This is a genomic window from Candidatus Saccharibacteria bacterium oral taxon 488, from assembly GCA_010202845.1.
GTDB lineage: Bacteria > Patescibacteriota > Saccharimonadia > Saccharimonadales > Saccharimonadaceae > Nanosynbacter.
Genome location: CP047921.1, coordinates 193,740 through 212,202, shown reverse-complemented (window position 1 = coordinate 212,202; position 18,463 = coordinate 193,740). Strand labels below are relative to the sequence as shown.

Sequence of the window (18,463 nt, the reverse complement as noted above, 5' to 3'; positions counted from 1 at the left end):
AAAACAATTAAAATCAGCTTATCGTACTTCGTCGTACTCGTCCTCAATCTCCTGGTCTAAAATCTCTTCGATCACGTCCTCCAGCGTGATAATCCCCAGCTCCGTTTCATCATCCATCACCACAAACAAATGATTGCGGGTTTGGATAAATCGGCTGAGCACTGTGTCCAGCCGCGACCGCGCGTCGATATCATGAATCTTGTCTCGATACAGTTGACTGACTGGCAGCGGCAGCTCGCGCCCCGCCACATCCTTGATATATAAAATCCCCACCAGCCGCTCATCATCACGCACCGGGATCCGCGAATGTCCAGCGTGTTTAATCTGCGCTAGTAGCGTGGCGTCCAGTTCATCATCCAGATCCACGGTAAATACCTCATCCATCGGCGTTACCAAATCACCAGCCGTCTTTTTACTAAATTGCAGCGCTCCCGCCGCGATCCGACTTTCGTCATAGTCAACCGGGCTATCCGACCGCTCAGCATGTTCGTGAATAATCTGCTCTAGCTCTTGGTGTGAGTACAGCTGCGGTGCTTCCTTGCCTACCCAGCGATTGAGCAGCTTAGACATCGGCCGGGCCAGCGGCCAAAATAGCACATAAATCACATCCAGTAGCCAAAAGAAATGCCGCACAAAACGATAGCCGCGCTGAGTAAAAATCGCCTGCGGTAAAATCTCGCCAAACATCGTAATCAGCAACGTGGCAATCAACCCGCCAATCACGCCGTTCGTCATATTGCCCAGTAGAATTGACATTGCCGTATTGACGCCAACATTACCCAGCAAGATACAAAAAATCAGGTAATAGCCGTCTTTGCGGTAGCGGTAGACTCGTGCAGCGATTGCGTCGCCCTGCCGGGCCTTACGCCGCAAATCATCCGGCCGTGCCATCATCAACCCAATATTAAGACCTGAAAACGACCCCGACAGCACCAGCAGCACCGCCGCCATCGCCAATAATAAAACATCAGACACGGTTACCAGCCGCCGCCTCCGCCGCCACCTCCGCCGCCACCAGCGAAGCCGCCGCCAGTTGAGCCACCCGTCGAGGATTCAAAGGAGCTGACGCTTACGGCCGTACTCGACAAACTACTCATTCCTGCCGAAAATACTGCCGCATTAAACGCACCTTGGCCACTGTACCAATCCGGTTGCTCGCCGACCTGCTCATAGTACTTGCCCAGCTGCGCACTCCACTCTTTTTCCTGTCCAAACAACACCGCGTACGGCAGTACCCGCTCGTACAATTTCACCAGCTGTTTCTCATCAGCCGCGTCAACCTTTACTTTTTCCGCGCCCTCTGGACTCTGCAGCATCTGCAAACGCTCGACCTCAGCCACGCCAATATACCTTTTCAGGCCCGCCAGATACCGCCTGAGCGCCAGACCCTTGTCGGTCAGCACCTTACCAAACGACAGATAAAACACCATCCCCGCCAACACCAAGAGCACCGGCGACAACAACAGCACCGCAAAAATACTGATAATTATCGCGTACCGTCGAAATCGTCGGGTATGCTGCGGCTCGCGCGCTTGCAAACCATAGTCGTCAATGAGCCGCCCTTTCATTTGCTTTGCGCTGTAGCGTACTCGCGCTGCGTATGGCGCATTGTTACGCAGCGTTTTTAGATTTAACCGCTTACCAACTCTCGGCAAGGAGCCAAATATATTCCTCAGCATTTCTTGCTCCTCGGCCAGGAGTTTGCCCGGAGCTTGTATCACTTTCACTTCGTACTCGGCTGTTCGCCATGTCGTACGCGGCTTCACCTCAATAACCTGAATGTAGTGGCGCACCGCCAGGTCTATCATTTGTGCCGCCATCACCGACCCCTTGACCATATGAAACGGCTGCACCAGCTTGGCCGACGTCGTCACGCTCGTACCTCGCGGTGGCAAATACTCTGGCGGAATTGGCTCCAGTTCTTTACGGCGACCAATCGACCGATAATAAGCCACGATGATCACCCCCACCAATATCAGCGCCACCGCCAGCAACACCAATTGTAATTTCGCCCACCAATCAATCAGCTGTTCCATGAATGACATCTGATACGCCGCAAATGTCCCCGGTGCAAATCCGACCGCGATCGTCACGCCCGCCTGATTTGGCAGTGCGCGGGCTGTTGCCGTCAACGTATCACCCTGTTCACGCACCTCACAGCGCTGATTACTACCAAACCGACCCTGATAACACTGGAGGTTCGTTCGTTTAGCAGCCACCAGCTCGGGACTCAGCTTGAGCGTCACCGATGCTGACTGAATTGGCACCTGCCAAGCAGTGCCGATCGCATCCCAATAAAACTCCTGTTTACCCGTATCGTGATATGATTTCGTCACGTCCCGCTGCGTATAGGTAATGACATAGGTCTTTTTGCCCTTGACGTAGGTGTCTTTATTGCCAATTCTCAGCTCATCATTATGCCACCTATACTCCAGCGGCGCACCTCGCTCATCCGTCACTGACTCCAGCGTAAAGTGAGTCGGATGCTTATCATACTGCTTGACGAACACCGGTGCAATGCCATGATTCTGCCGCGGCGGAAAATCTGCAGTAATGGTCAATTTAGTACGCAGTGTCGAACGCTGTTCACTATCGCGCCCCAGTTCCATGTCGACAGTATACTTACTAATCGTAAAATTATTTGCCGCCTGTGCCGTTGACCCGAACCCAACCAACAGCACAATCACCGCGACTATCCCAAAGAAAAATCGTCTCATATGCTATATTATATCACTCAACAGCACTTTGCCTTAGTGATATTTGCAACTCAAGGTATTGCAAAAATTAGATAACTATTGAATAATTAGGGGGCAATGTTCAAAGATAGTATACCTACGGTAATCAAGCAAAGGAGCTCTGCCATAATGCTCATTCGTGGATAGAAGAACTAAGGAGCGGGACGGAACCCCCAGCCTATCCACTCCATACACTGATGAGCGTGGTTAATGTAGCTGATTTACTCCGTGAAAAATATCCAGAGGAAGCATACGCTCTCGAGGATGCGCTCAAGGAATTGGAGCTTGAACCCGGTGAGCTTTCTAAAGAAATGCAAAGGTGTCTCGGCCGAGTAACTCTCGCGATACACAACTTTTACCATCCAAAAACTGATGCTGCACCGGCAAAAACGATCATGGAGCAGTTTAATCAACAGAACCTGCCAGTAGAAGATGACATCATTCTCAACCAGTTATCTGGAAGTGGGTCTCAGCGACTGACGCTGGAAGAAGTACGACAGCAAGCACGTCAAGCTGTGCAGAATAAATTAGAAAAAACGACGAGGCAGCACATATTTAGAAAGCAACATACACTGTCGCGCATACTATATTGCATCTTTCGCAACGTATTTTAAGTAACAAACTGTCGCAAATACCACCTCAAGATCCTACCGCAGCGCCACGACCGTATACGCCAACTCGCCTTTTGGCGTACTGATCGTTACCGTATCACCAACCGCCTTGCCCATCAGCGCCTGACCAATCGGCGACTCATTCGAGACCTTCCCTTCTAGCGGATCCGCCTCGACCGGCCCAACGACGGTATAAACCACTGCCTTACCATTCGCCTCCAGTTCTACCGTACTACCCAGTGCCACTGTTGAACCGCTGCCAGCCCGGATGATGCTCGCATTCTGCAAAATTGTTTCGATCTCAGTGATGCGCGTTTCTAGCAGTCCTTGAGCCTCACGCGCCGCATCGTACTCTGCATTCTCACTCAAGTCGCCAAAATCCCGCGCCGCCGCGATTTTATCAGCGATCTCACCGCGCTGACTCTTTAGCTCCTCCAGCTCTCGTTCTAGTTCACGCTGGCCACTCTCGGTAATCTGATATACCTTATTCATGTTACTCTCCTCACTCCATATATAGCGTCTACAAAAACAAAAAGTGCTATATATAGCGCTTATCCATATGGTTATTTAAGTCTCTACGAGTATAGCAATCACCCCAAACCATGTCAATACATGACGGAGCCCCTGGTGCAATCTGGCCTCCGTCGCACATATCAGACAATGTGATCACCCGCGCTCCAAACAAAACCTAAGCAGCTGCTGATAATCCAACTTCTTCGTCTCGCCAGTCGCCCGCTCGGTCAGCTCAAATAGTCCATCGCCATCAATCGCTCGCTCACCAATCGTAATCCGCCACGGCAGACCCATCAACTCCGCATCGGCGAACTTGACGCCTGGCCGCTCGGCCCGATCGTCCAGCAACACTGCCACGTTCTTTTCCGCCAGCTCGGTATATAATGTACTCGCTAGCTCCTGACCCTTATCACCAATCGCCACCACATGAACCTTGAACGGTGCGATATTCTCCGGCCAGACCAACCCCTTATCATCCGACATTTTTTCGGCAATCACACCCATCACCCGCGTGATACCAATGCCGTAGCTTGCAAGGTAAATCGGATGCTGCTTGCCATCTTCACCGGTGTACATGATACCCATCTGCTCAGCTTTTTCAGTACCAAATTTAAAGATATTACCCACCTCCGCACTGACAACTGGTAGTAGATCATCTCTACTGATACCCAATTCCTTAGTAGCATCATCTAGCACTTCTTCGTTGACAGCTACCGTCTGGTCAGCATTGACGTACAGTGTATCCTCACCCGCTTCACATATTGTCTGAAACTCGTGACTAAACTTAGTAAACGCCCCACCGCCAGCAAACGTCACAAATGTGCTATCACCAATGCCAAACCGCGCATAGCAGCGCTTATACGCCTCGATAACCCGCTCATAATACTGATCCATGTCCTGCTGTGTGGCGTGCAGGCTGTACATGTCCTTCATGACAAATTCACGGCCACGCATAATACCGCTCTTTGATCGGAGTTCATTGCGCAGCTTGGTCTGAAACTGATACACGCTAACCGGTAGATCCTTATAGCTTTTAACATATTGCTGCATCATTTCCATAATCGCTTCTTCGTGGCTCCAGGCCAACCCCAGCTCAGTATCGTCTTGCAAGCGAGTTTTAAACCATACATCGACCACTTCATCACTCCAGCGACCAGTCGCCTCCCAGGTCTCGCGGCGCTGCAAATTCGTCATGATCAACTCCTGGCCACCAATCGCATTCATCTCCTCACGGACAATTTGTTTGATGTTTTCCAGCACACGCAGCCCCAGCGGTGTATACGCATAGACCCCAGCCATCACCTTATACACAAATCCCGCCCGGATGAGGAGCTGGGCATTTTTCGAGACTTCGTCCGCCGGCGCGGTCTTGGCCGTTTTGGTAAATAGTTGACTCATTCGCATCTTACATTCCTCCGATAAGCGGCAGCAGCGCCGACTTTAGTTGCTCTAAAAGGTTTGGATTAACGTATAGCGCATAAAAGGCAATGCTGTTTTTCGCGATATGCATCAGAACCGGCACCCAAATTGCGCCGGTATACTCCCGCGCTAGGCTCATCACAATACTCAGCACAAAGGTGTCTGCCGCGACCGCCCACTGCAGCGACCCGCTGCCTCCCCACAAATGCGCTGCCCCAAACGTCAGGCTGGTGATCAAAACCGCCATCCAAACTGGTGCCGTCCGCCGTAATTTACCATACAAATAACCGCGAAAGAGTAGCTCCTCCGCCACTGGCGCCAACACCGCTATCGTCATAAATGCCGCGATATATTGCCACTGGGTACCGAGCATTGACTGCGAGAATGGCAGTGCTTGTGGCTGGTGAATATCAATTGCTATCAGTTTAGTCACCACTGTTAAAAACACCGCTGAACAAATCGTGTATACAATAAAGGCCGCCGGTGTAATCACCACGTCCCACCACGACGGCCAATCGGTCACTCCCATTTCTTTCAGCGTCGTCCGGCGGCGACGGACATAAAACGGCAGGCCCACCACCAAGGTCACCGCCAGTACATACACAACGACCGAGCCCGTCGCGTTCAGCAGCACCTCATTCACCGAACCAAGCGGCACGCCGACCCGATGCAATACCCACACTAGGCCAAGCACAATTAACTGCGCCATCCAAAACGCCGCATACGTCCACACTGGCAGCGCGATGAGCAACCACCAATTATTTTTATTCAGCCGCCCCTTTGTCGACTGGGTTTTTTCACTTCTCGCGAGCTTTCTCATATTTTATCCCCTTAATACCTTCGTGATGTCACTCCATGTCACTAAAACCGTCAGCGCCATTAGCACCAAAAAACCGATGCCTTGAATCGTTTCCTCGCGCTCTTTAGTTAATTTCTTCTTGAATAATTTAAAGCCCGCCATCGTAAACCACCGCCCGCCGTCTAGTGCCGGAATTGGCAGTACATTCATCACCGCTAGCGTCAACGAAATGATCGCCGCCAGCAATAAAATCTGCGTCAGACCAGAGCTGAGCACTGACGGAAACAGCACACCCAGGATGCCAACCGGACCGGCCACACTTTCACCAACCGCCGCCAGATCAGCCTTGGCCGCCTGGCGAGATTCTGACGAACCAAATAATTGCCCGATCGTCCCGTTGATCGTTTTTATGAGGATCGAGCCAACGCCCGCCACTGTCTCATACGTCAACTGCCCCGTGGTCACCACTGCTGCGATTGGCGCCGACCAGGTACTGTGAATCGTTTCCGTCTGTTGCGGGCCGACGCCGAGGTAACCACCATTTTTTGCTTGGTCGGCAGTTTGCAATTTGACCTGCTTGGTGAGCGTCTGACCACTACGCACCAGCTCAATCGTCACCTCGCGGCCAGCCTGCGCCTTCGTGGCTGCCGACAGCTCCGCTGGCGTTTTTACACCGTGGTCGCCGATCGTTCGCACCTCATCGCCACGCTGGAGGCCAACCTTCTCTGCCGGCGAACCTGGCGTCACTCGTGCCACCGTTAGCGCCGAACGTTCCACTCGTGAATCAAACGGCAGCACCACTTGCTGTGGTAAAATTTTTGGCATCCCCACGAGCGCCAATATCATGAACAGCACGACGGCCGTCAGCCAATTCATCATCACGCCAGCTAGCAAAATCTTGGTCTTTACCCAAAAGGTAGCGCCGCCATACGTCCCCGCGCCCTCGGCCGAATCGTATTCACCCTTCAGCTTGACGAACCCGCCGAGCGGCAGCCAGTTTAGACTAAACACCACATTCTTGCCGAGAAAGCTCTTTTTAGGCCGCCATTTTTTTGCAGCCGGTGGGAAGCCGATACCGAATTCCTCAACCACCACACCATTACGCCGCGCCACGATCGCGTGACCCAATTCATGCACCACTACCAATAAAACCAGTATGATCAGCCCAACCAAAATTCCAATGAACACCATTATTACCCTCCAAAGCGCCGATTACGTTTTTTGTACTCGTCCAGAATGAACTCCACATCTTTTGTTGTCATGTCTGGCCAGTTTTTCTCGATGAACATTAGCTCGCTATATGCCGCCCGCCACAGCATGAAATTACTCAATCGCTGTTCGCCGCTTGTTCGCACAATAAGGTCACACGGCGGTACTTCTGGCGCATATAAGTTCTGAGCGATCAGTTCTGGCGTCACGGCTTCGGCCGCCACGCCCGACTGAACAATTTTTTTAACCGCGTCGGCAATTTCCAAATGTCCGCCGTAATTGAGGCACAAAAGCAGCTCGCCACCCGTCAAATTCCGCGTTCGCTCCTCGGCTCGCTCAATCGCTTTTCGTAAGGTCTCTGACAGCCCCTCGCGTGAACCAATCACCCGCATCCGCACATTATGCTCCAAAAATATTGGCACGTCCGACTCCAGCACCTTGAGTAGCAGACCCATCAAATGCCCGACCTCCTCCTCGGAGCGCTTCCAATTTTCTGTACTGAACACATACGCGCTGGCATACTTGACGCCACGGCGCAACGTCTCTAGTAGCACATCCTTCAGACTATTGTATCCCGCCAAATGTCCCTCATAGGCCGGCAGCCCATGCTGTCTTGCCCAGCGACGATTGCCATCAACGATAAATCCTATATGAGTCGGTGTGTCGCTCTTCATTTTCTACGCTCCATAGTGTATTGTATTATCCTTTTCATTACCCCTGCAAAGTGCCGGCTAAAGCAAGTAGCTCTATCAATTGCACCTATTGCTGTTTGAGCAGCATCTCTCATAATAGCATCAGATGCCTCTACTGCTCCAGAGCTAATCATCATCTGTTGCACTAGCTGTAGCGACCCCTCTGTAACCTCCTTGTTCCCTAATATAGCCAAAAGTCTCGCTCTGTCCTCCTCTTTGACATTAGCCAAAGTCGCTTGAACCAAAAACGTGTTCTTACCTTCACGAATGTCGTCAAGATTTGCCTTGCCGAATTCCTTGCTATCTCCAAATACACCCAGCCAGTCATCACGCAGCTGAAAAGCCACTCCAGCCGGTAAACCAAACGCCTCAAGTTGAGCCAATGCCTCATCATCGAGCCGATTCGCAAGCGCCAGAGCACACGCGATAGGATTGATAAAACTATAATAGCCGCTCTTTTTGCGATATATCTCAAGCGCCTGCTCGGTCGAGCTTGGCCGATCAACCGAAGCAGCCAGGTCATCCAATTGCCCCAAGTTAGTAATAGCAATATATCGGTGCATGATCTTGGCGACAGTGCCCGCAGGTACGTCGGCCACACGCTCCGCTTTCATAATCGCCCAGTTCGCTACATGCTGTGTCAAGGTGCCGACATTAACAGCAGCAAAGTCCGACTCAAACTGCGTTGGTCGCAGATCAGAAAACGTAGCCTTGTACGCCTCATGCGCTGTTGGATGACCCCGACGAATTGGCGACTTATCCATCACATCATCAATGATAAGCAGATAGCTATGCATCAACTCAATTGCTGCTGCTAAGTAGCCCGCTGCTTCTTTATCAATAGACAGCTCCCCGCACATCAGCATGGCAAGCGCGCCGCGCAGCCGCTTACCTGGACCAAGTGCATATACTTTTGACTCTTCAAGCGCCCACCGCGATAAATCAGTAAAAGAAACGTTCGCCAAATCTGCTTGAAATTCTTCAAAAACGTTCGCGATATACTCATTAATCTCTGGGGCGCATTGTTCGAGAACAGCTGCCACATCGATGTTCTTTAGATATTCATCAATCAACCTCACATCCTGTATATCTTTTTCGCGCCCGCGCCAGTTTTTCCAGCGGCGCAGAAAATCTAGATTGACAAACTTCACACCGTCATATTCCACCGCGTAGTCCAGTAGCTCGTCGTACTCAACGACTCGCCCGTCAATCTCCCAGCCATCCCAAACTTCCACTGATCCATCACACTTCACCAAATACTGGCGTTGATGTTTATCGACTTTTTCAATCCAGCCATCATCATGAGCAAGCTTTTCCAGCACCTCGCTACGAGCTGCCACATCAATATCAATAGACTGGCGGATTCCTAATTGATCCAAAATACCGCTACCAATGATAATGATCTGATCCAGCGGCAGCCCTAACTCTTTTATGCGCTTGGCAAACGTCTGATTCATCAAACCGTCAACACATCCTTTTCTTTTGCCTTAAACGCTTCGTCAATTTGTGCCTGCACCTTACTCATCAGCGCATCAATCTCCTTCTCGACTCGCTTATAATCATCCTCGCCAAGCTCCTTGGCATCCTTCATCCGCTTGGCATCCTTCAGAGCATCCTGGCGAATTGTTCGCATAGCGATCCGCGCTTCTTCGACCTTTTCGCTCACTTGCTTGACTAATTGCTTGCGGCGCTCCTCGGTCAATGCCGGCACCGGCACGCGCACCACTCGCCCGTCATCGGACGGATTAAAGCCCAAACTCTGATTATCGCGAATCGCTGCCGAAATCGCCATAATATTACTCGGATCAAATGGCGTCACCAGCAGCATCTGCGCCTCCGGCGCCGTCACATTTGCCACCTGGTTCAGCGGCATCCGCGTCCCGTACGCCTCTACCATCACGCCGTCCAGCATTCCGGCATGCGCCCGGCCCGTCCGCACCTTTTTTAGCTCGTCCTGAAAATGACTAAACGCCTGCGCCATTTTATCCTCATATGGTTGTGTGTCAAACATATTTCCTCCCGTTATCTGTCATCCATTATAACAGACTAGTGGCAAGGTTGTCTGCTTGACTTATCCAAATATTCATGCTAAAATCAAAACGTTAACGTATAACTAAGCAGAAACTTAGAAGATGGCCTACGATATTGAACGACTAAAGCAAACTGGAGAGACGGAAGCGTCCCCGCTTAATCCTGAGAAAATTGCAGCACGTAACAGTGGCTATGATACAGAGCTTTACGGTAATCTACCGGATGGTATCAACGAGCCTACTGGCGACATGAAAACACCAGGCGACCAAGACGAAAGTCGTGAGTTCTTCGGTGAGGCTACCGCGATCGCCGCTGAAAATAATGACACTCTTGATGCCGACAAGGAACACCCCAATGGCTTCAAGACCGTAAAAGTTGAATACGGGGGACAGGAATTCACCATCCGCCGTGCAGAAGCCTGGTATATGGAGGAGCACCCCGAAACACCACGAGTAGCCATTGAATTTCCGCCAATGCCTATTGATTACTTGGGCGTCACTGGCACTCACCATGTCAAGCTCATCGAAAGCGCGCCCGACACGTGGGAATGTGTCATCAAAAACGATATTACTAGTGGTCGCGAGCAAGACCTACCGCCCGAATATAGAAACATGCAACGTCCACTTTCGCTGCATGAAACCCATATCAAACATAGTATTCTCTCTCATCCAGAGCTCATCGATCCAGAAGACCAAAAAAATCTCCGACGGGTAGCCGATCCTTATGCGGAACTAACCTCGCCAGAAGAAGCCGCGTGATATAATTATCATCAGTGATAACACAAATCAAACTATATCATTTTCGCTCCTACGGCCTCTATGAGACGACACTGGCGCCAGGCGGCACCGTCATCGTTGGGCCAAACGGTACGGGCAAGACAAACTTGCTCGAAGCGATATACGTCGCCCTCCGCGGCAGTAGCTTTCGCGGCAGCCTTGCTGATTGCATGCAGCACGACCAAACGCAAACCATCATCCACCTCGAAACCGACAATGCCTCTCGACGCCTCCAGCTGCTCCGCACAACCGACGGCACGATAAATAAAGAATTTACGATTAACGATAGCCGCAGCAAGCTCCTCCCCCGCAAACATCGCCTGCCGGTCGTTCTGTTTGAACCGAGCGAGCTACGACTCATTTCCTCATCGCCATCACGGCGGCGGGATTTTCTGGACGGTATGTTATCTCGGCTGGATGCTCAATACGAAGCCACCCTCCGCGCCTTTCATCGAACCTTGCTCCAGCGCAATGAACTGCTCAAGCACCCCCGCGAGACGACCCAAAACTGGCGTGATCATCTCTTTGCCTGGGATATTAAGTTCGTTCAGCTAGCGACCCACATCGCCCAGGCTCGCGCTGAATTCTTGGCCAAGCACGAGGCGGCGCTGAGTAGTTTATATGCAGCACTGGCGGGACGCAAGACAGCTTTTGCAGCTGCTTATCAAGCCAGTGCTTCACTTGATCAATATGAACAAGCGCTCCTCGACTGCCTCCAACGTGCCCGCGATTACGAAGTCGCTACAGGCCACACCTCGACCGGCCCGCACCGCGAAGATTTTACTATTTTCCTCCACGGTCAGTCAGCCATCAAAGTCGCCTCGCGCGGCGAAATGCGCACCATTATGCTGGCCTTCAAGCTACTCGAGCTGGAACTGCAAACAAAAGCTAGCCAATCACGGCCGCTCATCCTCCTGGATGACGTGTTTTCTGAACTGGATGCCACTCGCGAAAAGCTGCTCCAAGAGACCATCCAACATCATCAATTCGTGGTCACCACCACCGACGCCCGCCACCAGAGGGATGATTGCCTAATAATCTCAACACGCTAAAATCCCGCCATTTTGGCGGGATTTATCATGCTGAGCCAAAGCGTAACGATGTTACTCGCTCACACCCAGCTCAATTCGCCTAAACTGACGCACCACGATGTTCTCGCCGAGTTTAGCGATCGCTTCCTTAATATGCTGCTCAACTGTCTTAGAATCGTCCAAGATGTATGCCTGGCTCATCAATACCTGTTCGACAAAGTGCTTTTTCAATTGACCTTCAACGATTTTTTCACGCATTTCTTCAGGCTTGCTTGCCAATGCCTCGCTGGCCATTAGCTCTGTCCTAACCCGCTCCATTTCCTCAGTCGGAATATCCGCCTCAGAAACATACTTCGGACTCATGGCTGCAATTTGCATAGCAATTTCGTGCGCCAATGTCTTGAAATCATCCAGCCGCGCCACGAAGTCGGTCTCACAGTTCACTTCAACCACCACGCCAATTCGGCCCGAGTGTACATAACCCTCGATCAGGCCTTCACGCGCTTCGCGGTCACCCTTTTTCTCAGCCTTGGTCAAGCCTTTTTTACGCATCGCCTCCAGCGCCTTGTCAAAATCGCCATCAGTCTCGACCAGCGCCTTCTTTGCGTCAGTCAAGCCCACGCCAGTCAATTCACGCAGCTTCTTAATATCATCAACTGAAACTCCCATCCTATTTCCCCTCTTTTTTCACTGGTTTTTCTTCAGCTTTCACGCTACCCGCACCCTCAGCTACAGCTGCCGTGAAGTAGTCAAGTAGCTGCTGGATACTCTTGATCGCATCGTCGTTGCCTGGGATGACGTAATCAATACCCGTTGGATTGACATTAGTATCAACCACGGCAAACACCGGCACGCCCAGAGCCTCTGCCTCGCACACTGCGTTCGCATCAGTCAGCGCGTCAACCACGACCACGGCGCCCGGCTTGCCCATCAAGTTCTTAATACCGCCGTACTTGAAATTCAGGTTGTCAATTTCCTCCTGAAAACGCTGCACTTCCAGCTTGTTGTAGCGCTTTTCCAGGTCGCCCGACGCCATGCGCTTCTCGAGGTTTTTCAGCTTTTTAATTTGCTGGGCAATCGTTGCGCCGTTAGTTAGCATACCGCCAATCCAGCGTTCAACTACATACGGCTGATTGACACTCTCGGCCGCTTGGCGCACCACGTCCTTGGCTTGCTTTTTCGTACCGACAAACAATATCTTTTTACCGCTAGCGGCGATTTTCGTCAGTTCCGGCAGCGCCTTCTCCAGCGCCTCAGCCGTCTTTGCCAAGTCAATAATATGACTATCTTGGCGTTTTGAATGGATGTATGGCGCCATCTTTGGGTGCCAGCGACTGGTTTTGTGTCCAAAATGAACACCAGCTTCAAACAAAGCTTTCATGTCTACTGTTACAGACATTAGGTTACTCCTTTTCCTCGCCCGCCGCTTATTGGAGCTGCGACGGGCTGTGTCGTTATGTTTAGTTACCTGCTAATTATACCACTAGTAAACATCAGACGCAACTACGTCGTAACGAGTCCTTGTTGCATTTATGCCTATCTGGCCCTCTCGTAGACACTAGCGCCCCGTCACTTGTTTTAAGTTTGCATTGCTCCTCATTTTTTGCTAAAATACCAAGGTTATGAAAAGCAGTATTCACCCACAGAACTATCGCCCGGTCGTATTTAGCGACGATCAAGCGGGCTTCGCGTTCCTGACTCAGTCAACAGCGCAAACTACGGACACCATCGTTTGGGAAGATGGCAAAACTTATCCGCTCGTCAAGGTGCACATCTCCAGCGCCTCGCACCCATTCTTCACCGGCGAAGAAAAGATCATCGACACCGAAGGTCGTGTTGACCGGTTCAAGGCACGCCAAGCAGCCGCCCAGGCTCGCAAGGCAGCTCTAGCAAATAAAGCCAAGAAGGCTGCCGCCAAAAAAGCCGCCAAGGCAGCAGACGATGACACAGACGACACGAAGAAGAAAGCGGCTGCACCTAAAGTAAAAACTAAGAAGGTTAAGAAATAGCCCTAACTTATCAATACTTTTGGTATCACGTAATAGCTCCGCCAAAACGGAGCTATTACATTAGGCTGCGTTACGTCGGTCTATGCTAGCTCTTGCTAGCTTCTTTGAGTCCGTTATTAAAGTGCTCCATCATATGCTCAAGCCTCCGTAGATACGCCAGCTCTCCCACGTCCCTCCGATACAACGTACCTGGTTGCCGCACGCCATTTTCATCAATAGCAACATATTCGACGATACCATCAGGCGAAATCCATCGTATAGCACCGTCAGTTTTTGTCACCTCATAATCACCAGTATACCCACGACCATCCTTCTCTCTTCGTAGGTGATTTGTGAGTTCAACCTCCTTTATCAAGCCCGTCGTGGAGTCATAAGCAGTTGACGTGCGAACACGCCGAGCGTCATGATCCGTACCTCCAACGCTACGCTCCTCAACCATACCAATAATCGATCCACCGTTGAGCCCCTTAGCGATAAAATCACCGTAACGCGAAACCTGCTTCACTATCATCTCCTCAGCTAGAGATGAAAGGTCATACATCGCTGGTAGCCACTTCTCTGTCGAGGCATCGCCTTTCTTCTTTAATATATACTCACTGGCACTTGTAACCATCTTAGCAACAAACTCAGGGGACCCCACCTTTGTCTCTGGGAGGCCTGAGCCATCTTTCAGTTCTGCTATGCGCGGCTCGTCAAGGGCTAAACTCGCTAACTTCCTTTCTGTCTGCCGGCGTGTATGTTCAGCATTTTCTTCTTGTGCCATCTCCCAGGCCTTCTTGACATCACGAATCCGCCCAAAATTTGTCCCGAAGGTTTCGTTGACCATACGTCGTGTTGCTTGTAATAATTTGCCCATACTTTTTATTTTCCTTATCTTTGCTACTGCAATACGTGATGTACCAATGGTCTACATATTACTCTATTTTTCTTTATTTGTCAAGTATTTTATCATACTATCGGTATTTTACTAGTAAGCCCGCCGCCCCCACCAATATGCTATAATAATCCATATGACAAAAATCTCTCTTGACCTCGAGGCGTTGAAGGCGGAGCGGGCAGCGCTGGGTGATTTTTTGGCGCGTCCCGACGCGTATGGCTCGCCGGATTTCACAAGTAAAAATAAGCGGTTCTCAGAACTGGAGACGCTTATTGCCAAGGGCGAAGAGCGAGCAACGTTAGAGCAAAATCTACGCGATACCAAAGAATTAGCGAATGACGGCGGCGAATTAGCGGAATTAGCGAAAGCTGAAATCACTGAAACCGAAGCCCGCCTGGCAGAGCTGGAGGAGGGGCTATTTATCCTACTGACGCCTAAAGACCCGAATGATGAGAAGAATATCATCATAGAAATCCGCGCTGGTGCTGGCGGCGACGAAGCATCACTATTTGCTGCGGAACTGTACCGCATGTATCTACGCTGGTGCGAGACTAATGGCTATAAAACCGAGCTTATCAACGAGTCCGCTAACGATTCCGGCGGGTACAAAGAAGTCATTTTCATGGTCAAGGGCGACGCGCCATATGCCAAATTGAAATTTGAAGGCGGCGTCCACCGCGTCCAACGCGTCCCAGTTACCGAAAGTCAAGGCCGCGTCCACACTTCGACGGTCACCGTGGCGGTACTACCAGAAGCCGAGGAGACTGACATCGAAATCAACCCGAACGACCTGCGCGTCGATATTTACCGCAGCTCTGGTCACGGCGGTCAGAGTGTCAACACCACCGACTCAGCAGTGCGCATCACTCACCTGCCGACTGGCATCATCGTCACTAACCAAGACGAGAAGTCGCAGATCAAGAACCGCGAAAAAGCCATGAGCGTGCTGCGTTCGCGCTTGCTGCAGATGAAAATTGATGAGGAAAACGCCAAGTTAAGCGCTGAACGGCGCTCATTAGTCGGCACTGGCGACCGCTCCGAAAAAATCCGCACCTACAACTTCCCGCAAGACCGCATCACCGACCACCGCATCCACTACAGCCGCAGCAATATCCCCGCGGCGATGAACGGGGATATTGACGATTTGATTGAGCAATTGCAGCGGTATGAGCGGGAGTTGAAGGCGAAGAACACTACCTAGCGTGACCCGCTTACTTATTAATTATTAGTTGTCGTCTGCATTGCGTAATAGGGCAATTCTTGCGAGTATCTGCCGTTCCCGCTTAGGGTACATTATTCCCTCGGCATATTCTCTCTTGTAGATATCTTTCAATTGCGCAATAATCTCTTCCCGTACCTGCTGAGAAGCGTAATAAGGTAGCTCAGGAAGACCAGCAGCAGCATGATCTTCACTATCTGATTCTCTCACTAGGCGTGCCCTACGCCTCGCATCCAACTCAGGGCCATCAAAGCCAGGAGGGGCTGAGATGGGGAGTTCAGTAAAGCCTGTATCCACTCCTTCAAGGTACTTCTCTCCCTCTTCAAGAAAAAGATCCTGTTGAAGCTCAAAATCATTTGGGTCGTCAGTAAGATAGAGACTGCTGTTATAGCCATTATAGTAGTCAGGATTATAATGTGCCACGTGTTCACATCCTTTCATTTAAAAATATAATTTGTTGCACGAATCGTATATTACTCTCTCTCTCTCTTGATTTGTCAATACTTTTTACAACTTTCTAGCTATTTTGCAACCGCAACCACTTTACTCATTCCTAGCTATGTAGTATAATTAACAACATGAATATAGCAACCTGGCTAAAGAACGCCGCTAAACAGTTAAAAGCTATCGGTATCACATCGGCGCGGTTGGACGCCGAGCTGATACTGGCTAACACCCTCCGGAAAAACCGGACGTACCTTCATGCGCACCTGGATGAGGAGATTGATCCGCGACGGGTTGATATCGCCGATGCCAGGCTGAGCCTGCGGCTTGATCGAGTACCGATGGCATATATTTTGGGCTGTAAGGAATTTTACGGACGGAAATTTATTGTTTCGCCAGCTGTCCTGGTGCCGCGGCCGGAGTCGGAGGAGATGATTACCCTGTTCTTGGCGCTGACAGCCGGTGAAATCGCGCCAAAGACGCTGATTGATGTTGGTACTGGTTCGGGCTGCCTCGGTATTACAGCGGCGCTAGAGCGGCCATCCCTGCGGGTTATTTTATCGGACATTAGTCCACGAGCCATAAAAATTGCCGAGAAAAACGCGAGCAATTTGCAGGCGCGGGTGACGCTACAGCAACAATCGCTCCTTTCCGGGCAGATTGAGCCGGTAGATTATATCTTTGCTAATCTGCCGTATGTTGATCGGGACTGGGATGTTTCACCAGAACTGCGCCACGAACCCGCCGAGGCGTTATTCGCAGCGGATAATGGGCTGAGGTTAATCGAGACACTGATTGAGCAAGCGCCGCGCCACATAACAGCGGGCGGTCTGCTCTTTCTAGAGGCCGACCCGCGACAGCACCAGGCAATTCTCCATCAAGCAAGGCACCACGGCTTTCACGAGGTAGAGACGCGCGGCTTTATCATCGTCCTACGCTTTGTAAGCACCAAGCGTTAGCTTGACTTTCTGTTCCTTGCCGTCGCGCAGGATAGTCAGTTCTACTGTCTCGCCCGGCAGGAACTCAGAGATGAGACTACCGAGGCCGCCCTGCTCGCCGATCAGCTTGTCGTTTACCTTGGTAATGACGTCGCCGTCCTTGATGCCTGCTTTATCTGCCGGCCCGCCAGCAACGACCGCCGATTTGTCGCGTGAACCACCGACATAGGCACCGCTTTTGGCGGATAGTTTATACTCGGCACGCACCTCAGGTGTGATAGCGATATACCGCACGCCGATATACGACTTCTGAATTTTACCAGATGCCAATACGCTGCGGACTAGCCCCTTGGCAGCACCGATCGGAATCGCAAAACCTACGCTTTGTGCATCCGAGACAATCGCCGTGTTGATGCCGATAACCTGGCCCGACATGTTGAGGAGTGGCCCACCAGAATTGCCCGGGTTGATCGCGGCATCGGTCTGGAGCAAATCAGTCAAGCTCTCGGCTTCGCCGCTTCGCTCGCTAGTGGACGCCTGAACCGGCCGACCCTTGCCCGAGATAATACCCATCGTCACAGTATTTTGGTAACGACCCAATGAATTGCCGATTGCAATCACTTTCTGACCGACACGAACGGTACCTGAGTCACCCAGGGTGGCCGCTGGCAGATCATTAACGCCGTTAATCTTGAGAAATGCCACGTCGTTGAGTGGGTCGGCTCCGACAAACTTGACATCGGTATATTGCGTGCCGTCACTGCTCACAATTTCAACACGATCAGCGTCCTTGACAACATGTTTATTTGTCAAAATATAGCCGTCCTTACTAATGATAATGCCCGTACCAGCACCCTGCCGCACGTCGCTATACGAAAAGGACCGACCGTTTTTGGTTGTAACAATTGAGACTACGCTTTTAGAAACACGCTGTACCACCTCGCTAACATCGGCTTCGTCTCGCGATATAACCCGGTTGCCATCAGCCACTGGCTGCGGAGATTGCTTCGTCAACTGAAGTGTTAACCACGACCCAAATGCCGCTGAACCAAACGCCAGCCATATGCCCGCAATGATACATATACTTATCAGCGCAATCTTCTTGCGGCGGTTCGGTTTTGGCTGGTTGGTTAGATTCGCTTCTTGCTCCATAGGTTTAC

Annotated in this window: 20 protein-coding genes; 6 read left to right on the top strand and 14 right to left on the bottom strand. The window is 51.1% G+C overall.

The window, feature by feature from the left end; all coding sequences use genetic code 11:
• Nucleotides 1–18 precede the first annotated feature (18 nt).
• Both GWK78_01060 and GWK78_01055 read right to left on the bottom strand, forming a co-directional pair.
• Entirely contained in the window at nt 19–975 is a 957-nt protein-coding gene (locus GWK78_01060) for a DUF21 domain-containing protein (protein QHU93624.1), read from the bottom strand.
• A gap of 2 nt (nt 976–977) precedes the next feature.
• On the bottom strand, nt 978–2,717 hold the full coding sequence (locus tag GWK78_01055; GenBank protein ID QHU93623.1) for a DUF2207 domain-containing protein: 1,740 nt from the start codon (nt 2,715–2,717) through the stop codon (nt 978–980).
• A 221-nt stretch (nt 2,718–2,938) separates the two neighbouring features.
• Between GWK78_01055 and GWK78_01050 the strand changes: the two genes are divergently transcribed.
• Complete coding sequence (locus GWK78_01050) at nt 2,939–3,349, top strand: hypothetical protein (protein ID QHU93622.1); 411 nt, start codon at nt 2,939–2,941, stop codon at nt 3,347–3,349.
• A 33-nt stretch (nt 3,350–3,382) separates the two neighbouring features.
• Here GWK78_01050 and greA read toward each other — a convergent pair whose 3' ends face one another.
• The 7 genes from greA to GWK78_01015 all read right to left on the bottom strand — a co-directional run bounded on the left by greA (nt 3,383) and on the right by GWK78_01015 (nt 9,989).
• Nucleotides 3,383–3,838 carry a transcription elongation factor GreA gene (greA, locus tag GWK78_01045; GenBank protein ID QHU93621.1) on the bottom strand — a complete coding sequence of 152 codons (456 nt, stop codon included), beginning with the start codon at nt 3,836–3,838 and terminating at the stop codon, nt 3,383–3,385.
• 174 nt (nt 3,839–4,012) lie between these two features.
• Nucleotides 4,013–5,263, bottom strand: coding sequence for a prolyl-tRNA synthetase (locus GWK78_01040; protein ID QHU93620.1), 1,251 nt, complete (start codon nt 5,261–5,263; stop codon nt 4,013–4,015).
• A 1-nt stretch (nt 5,264) separates the two neighbouring features.
• On the bottom strand, nt 5,265–6,098 hold the full coding sequence (locus GWK78_01035; protein ID QHU93619.1) for a CPBP family intramembrane metalloprotease: 834 nt from the start codon (nt 6,096–6,098) through the stop codon (nt 5,265–5,267).
• Between the two features lie 3 nt (nt 6,099–6,101).
• Nucleotides 6,102–7,268, bottom strand: a complete 1,167-nt coding sequence (locus GWK78_01030) for a PDZ domain-containing protein (protein ID QHU93618.1) — start codon at nt 7,266–7,268, stop codon at nt 6,102–6,104.
• Between the two features lie 2 nt (nt 7,269–7,270).
• On the bottom strand, nt 7,271–7,960 hold the full coding sequence (gene uppS / locus GWK78_01025) for a di-trans,poly-cis-decaprenylcistransferase (protein QHU93617.1): 690 nt from the start codon (nt 7,958–7,960) through the stop codon (nt 7,271–7,273).
• Nucleotides 7,957–9,435 carry a hypothetical protein gene (locus GWK78_01020; protein QHU93616.1) on the bottom strand — a complete coding sequence of 493 codons (1,479 nt, stop codon included), beginning with the start codon at nt 9,433–9,435 and terminating at the stop codon, nt 7,957–7,959. The genes uppS and GWK78_01020 overlap by 4 nt, the downstream gene beginning before the upstream one ends.
• Nucleotides 9,435–9,989, bottom strand: coding sequence for a ribosome recycling factor (locus tag GWK78_01015; GenBank protein QHU93615.1), 555 nt, complete (start codon nt 9,987–9,989; stop codon nt 9,435–9,437). The genes GWK78_01020 and GWK78_01015 overlap by 1 nt, the downstream gene beginning before the upstream one ends.
• 121 nt (nt 9,990–10,110) lie before the next feature.
• Here GWK78_01015 and GWK78_01010 point away from each other — a divergent pair, with 121 nt between their 5' ends.
• A complete protein-coding gene (locus GWK78_01010) occupies nt 10,111–10,767 on the top strand; it encodes a hypothetical protein (GenBank protein ID QHU93614.1) in 657 nt (218 codons plus the stop codon).
• A 14-nt stretch (nt 10,768–10,781) separates the two neighbouring features.
• Nucleotides 10,782–11,837, top strand: a complete 1,056-nt coding sequence (recF, locus tag GWK78_01005) for a DNA replication and repair protein RecF (protein QHU93613.1) — start codon at nt 10,782–10,784, stop codon at nt 11,835–11,837.
• Between the two features lie 51 nt (nt 11,838–11,888).
• Here the strand turns inward: recF and tsf are convergent, their stop codons facing one another.
• Both tsf and rpsB read right to left on the bottom strand, forming a co-directional pair.
• Entirely contained in the window at nt 11,889–12,485 is a 597-nt protein-coding gene (gene tsf / locus GWK78_01000; GenBank protein QHU93612.1) for a translation elongation factor Ts, read from the bottom strand.
• Nucleotide 12,486: 1 nt separating this feature from the next.
• Nucleotides 12,487–13,197, bottom strand: coding sequence for a 30S ribosomal protein S2 (rpsB, locus tag GWK78_00995; protein QHU93611.1), 711 nt, complete (start codon nt 13,195–13,197; stop codon nt 12,487–12,489).
• A gap of 241 nt (nt 13,198–13,438) precedes the next feature.
• Between rpsB and GWK78_00990 the strand changes: the two genes are divergently transcribed.
• Complete coding sequence (locus tag GWK78_00990) at nt 13,439–13,825, top strand: type B 50S ribosomal protein L31 (GenBank protein ID QHU93610.1); 387 nt, start codon at nt 13,439–13,441, stop codon at nt 13,823–13,825.
• A gap of 85 nt (nt 13,826–13,910) precedes the next feature.
• Here the strand turns inward: GWK78_00990 and GWK78_00985 are convergent, their stop codons facing one another.
• Nucleotides 13,911–14,681, bottom strand: a complete 771-nt coding sequence (locus GWK78_00985; GenBank protein QHU93609.1) for a hypothetical protein — start codon at nt 14,679–14,681, stop codon at nt 13,911–13,913.
• A gap of 154 nt (nt 14,682–14,835) precedes the next feature.
• Here GWK78_00985 and prfA point away from each other — a divergent pair, with 154 nt between their 5' ends.
• Nucleotides 14,836–15,903 (top strand): peptide chain release factor 1, encoded by a 1,068-nt coding sequence (gene prfA, locus GWK78_00980; GenBank protein QHU93608.1) that lies wholly within the window; start codon nt 14,836–14,838, stop codon nt 15,901–15,903.
• 24 nt (nt 15,904–15,927) lie between these two features.
• Here prfA and GWK78_00975 read toward each other — a convergent pair whose 3' ends face one another.
• Nucleotides 15,928–16,344: a hypothetical protein gene (locus GWK78_00975; GenBank protein QHU93607.1), complete on the bottom strand. Its 417-nt coding sequence runs from the start codon at nt 16,342–16,344 to the stop codon at nt 15,928–15,930.
• A gap of 155 nt (nt 16,345–16,499) precedes the next feature.
• Between GWK78_00975 and prmC the strand changes: the two genes are divergently transcribed.
• Nucleotides 16,500–17,324: a peptide chain release factor N(5)-glutamine methyltransferase gene (prmC, locus tag GWK78_00970; GenBank protein QHU93606.1), complete on the top strand. Its 825-nt coding sequence runs from the start codon at nt 16,500–16,502 to the stop codon at nt 17,322–17,324.
• Here prmC and GWK78_00965 read toward each other — a convergent pair.
• A complete protein-coding gene (locus GWK78_00965; GenBank protein ID QHU93605.1) occupies nt 17,298–18,455 on the bottom strand; it encodes a PDZ domain-containing protein in 1,158 nt (385 codons plus the stop codon). The genes prmC and GWK78_00965 overlap by 27 nt on opposite strands.
• Between the last annotated feature and the right edge of the window lie 8 nt (nt 18,456–18,463).

Bases quoted from the DNA above. Each gene is read 5' to 3' on its own strand.
- GWK78_01055 (QHU93623.1), bottom strand. From the start codon at position 2,717: ATGAGACGATTTTTCTTTGGGATAGTCGCGGTGATTGTGCTGTTGGTT.
- greA (QHU93621.1), bottom strand. From the start codon at position 3,838: ATGAATAAGGTATATCAGATTACCGAGAGTGGCCAGCGTGAACTAGAA.
- GWK78_01040 (QHU93620.1), bottom strand. From the start codon at position 5,263: ATGCGAATGAGTCAACTATTTACCAAAACGGCCAAGACCGCGCCGGCG.
- GWK78_01035 (QHU93619.1), bottom strand. From the start codon at position 6,098: ATGAGAAAGCTCGCGAGAAGTGAAAAAACCCAGTCGACAAAGGGGCGG.
- GWK78_01030 (QHU93618.1), bottom strand. From the start codon at position 7,268: ATGGTGTTCATTGGAATTTTGGTTGGGCTGATCATACTGGTTTTATTG.
- uppS (QHU93617.1), bottom strand. From the start codon at position 7,960: ATGAAGAGCGACACACCGACTCATATAGGATTTATCGTTGATGGCAAT.
- GWK78_01020 (QHU93616.1), bottom strand. From the start codon at position 9,435: ATGAATCAGACGTTTGCCAAGCGCATAAAAGAGTTAGGGCTGCCGCTG.
- GWK78_01015 (QHU93615.1), bottom strand. From the start codon at position 9,989: ATGTTTGACACACAACCATATGAGGATAAAATGGCGCAGGCGTTTAGT.
- GWK78_01010 (QHU93614.1), top strand. From the start codon at position 10,111: ATGGCCTACGATATTGAACGACTAAAGCAAACTGGAGAGACGGAAGCG.
- tsf (QHU93612.1), bottom strand. From the start codon at position 12,485: ATGGGAGTTTCAGTTGATGATATTAAGAAGCTGCGTGAATTGACTGGC.
- rpsB (QHU93611.1), bottom strand. From the start codon at position 13,197: ATGAAAGCTTTGTTTGAAGCTGGTGTTCATTTTGGACACAAAACCAGT.
- GWK78_00990 (QHU93610.1), top strand. From the start codon at position 13,439: ATGAAAAGCAGTATTCACCCACAGAACTATCGCCCGGTCGTATTTAGC.
- GWK78_00985 (QHU93609.1), bottom strand. From the start codon at position 14,681: ATGGGCAAATTATTACAAGCAACACGACGTATGGTCAACGAAACCTTC.
- prfA (QHU93608.1), top strand. From the start codon at position 14,836: ATGACAAAAATCTCTCTTGACCTCGAGGCGTTGAAGGCGGAGCGGGCA.
- prmC (QHU93606.1), top strand. From the start codon at position 16,500: ATGAATATAGCAACCTGGCTAAAGAACGCCGCTAAACAGTTAAAAGCT.
- GWK78_00965 (QHU93605.1), bottom strand. From the start codon at position 18,455: ATGGAGCAAGAAGCGAATCTAACCAACCAGCCAAAACCGAACCGCCGC.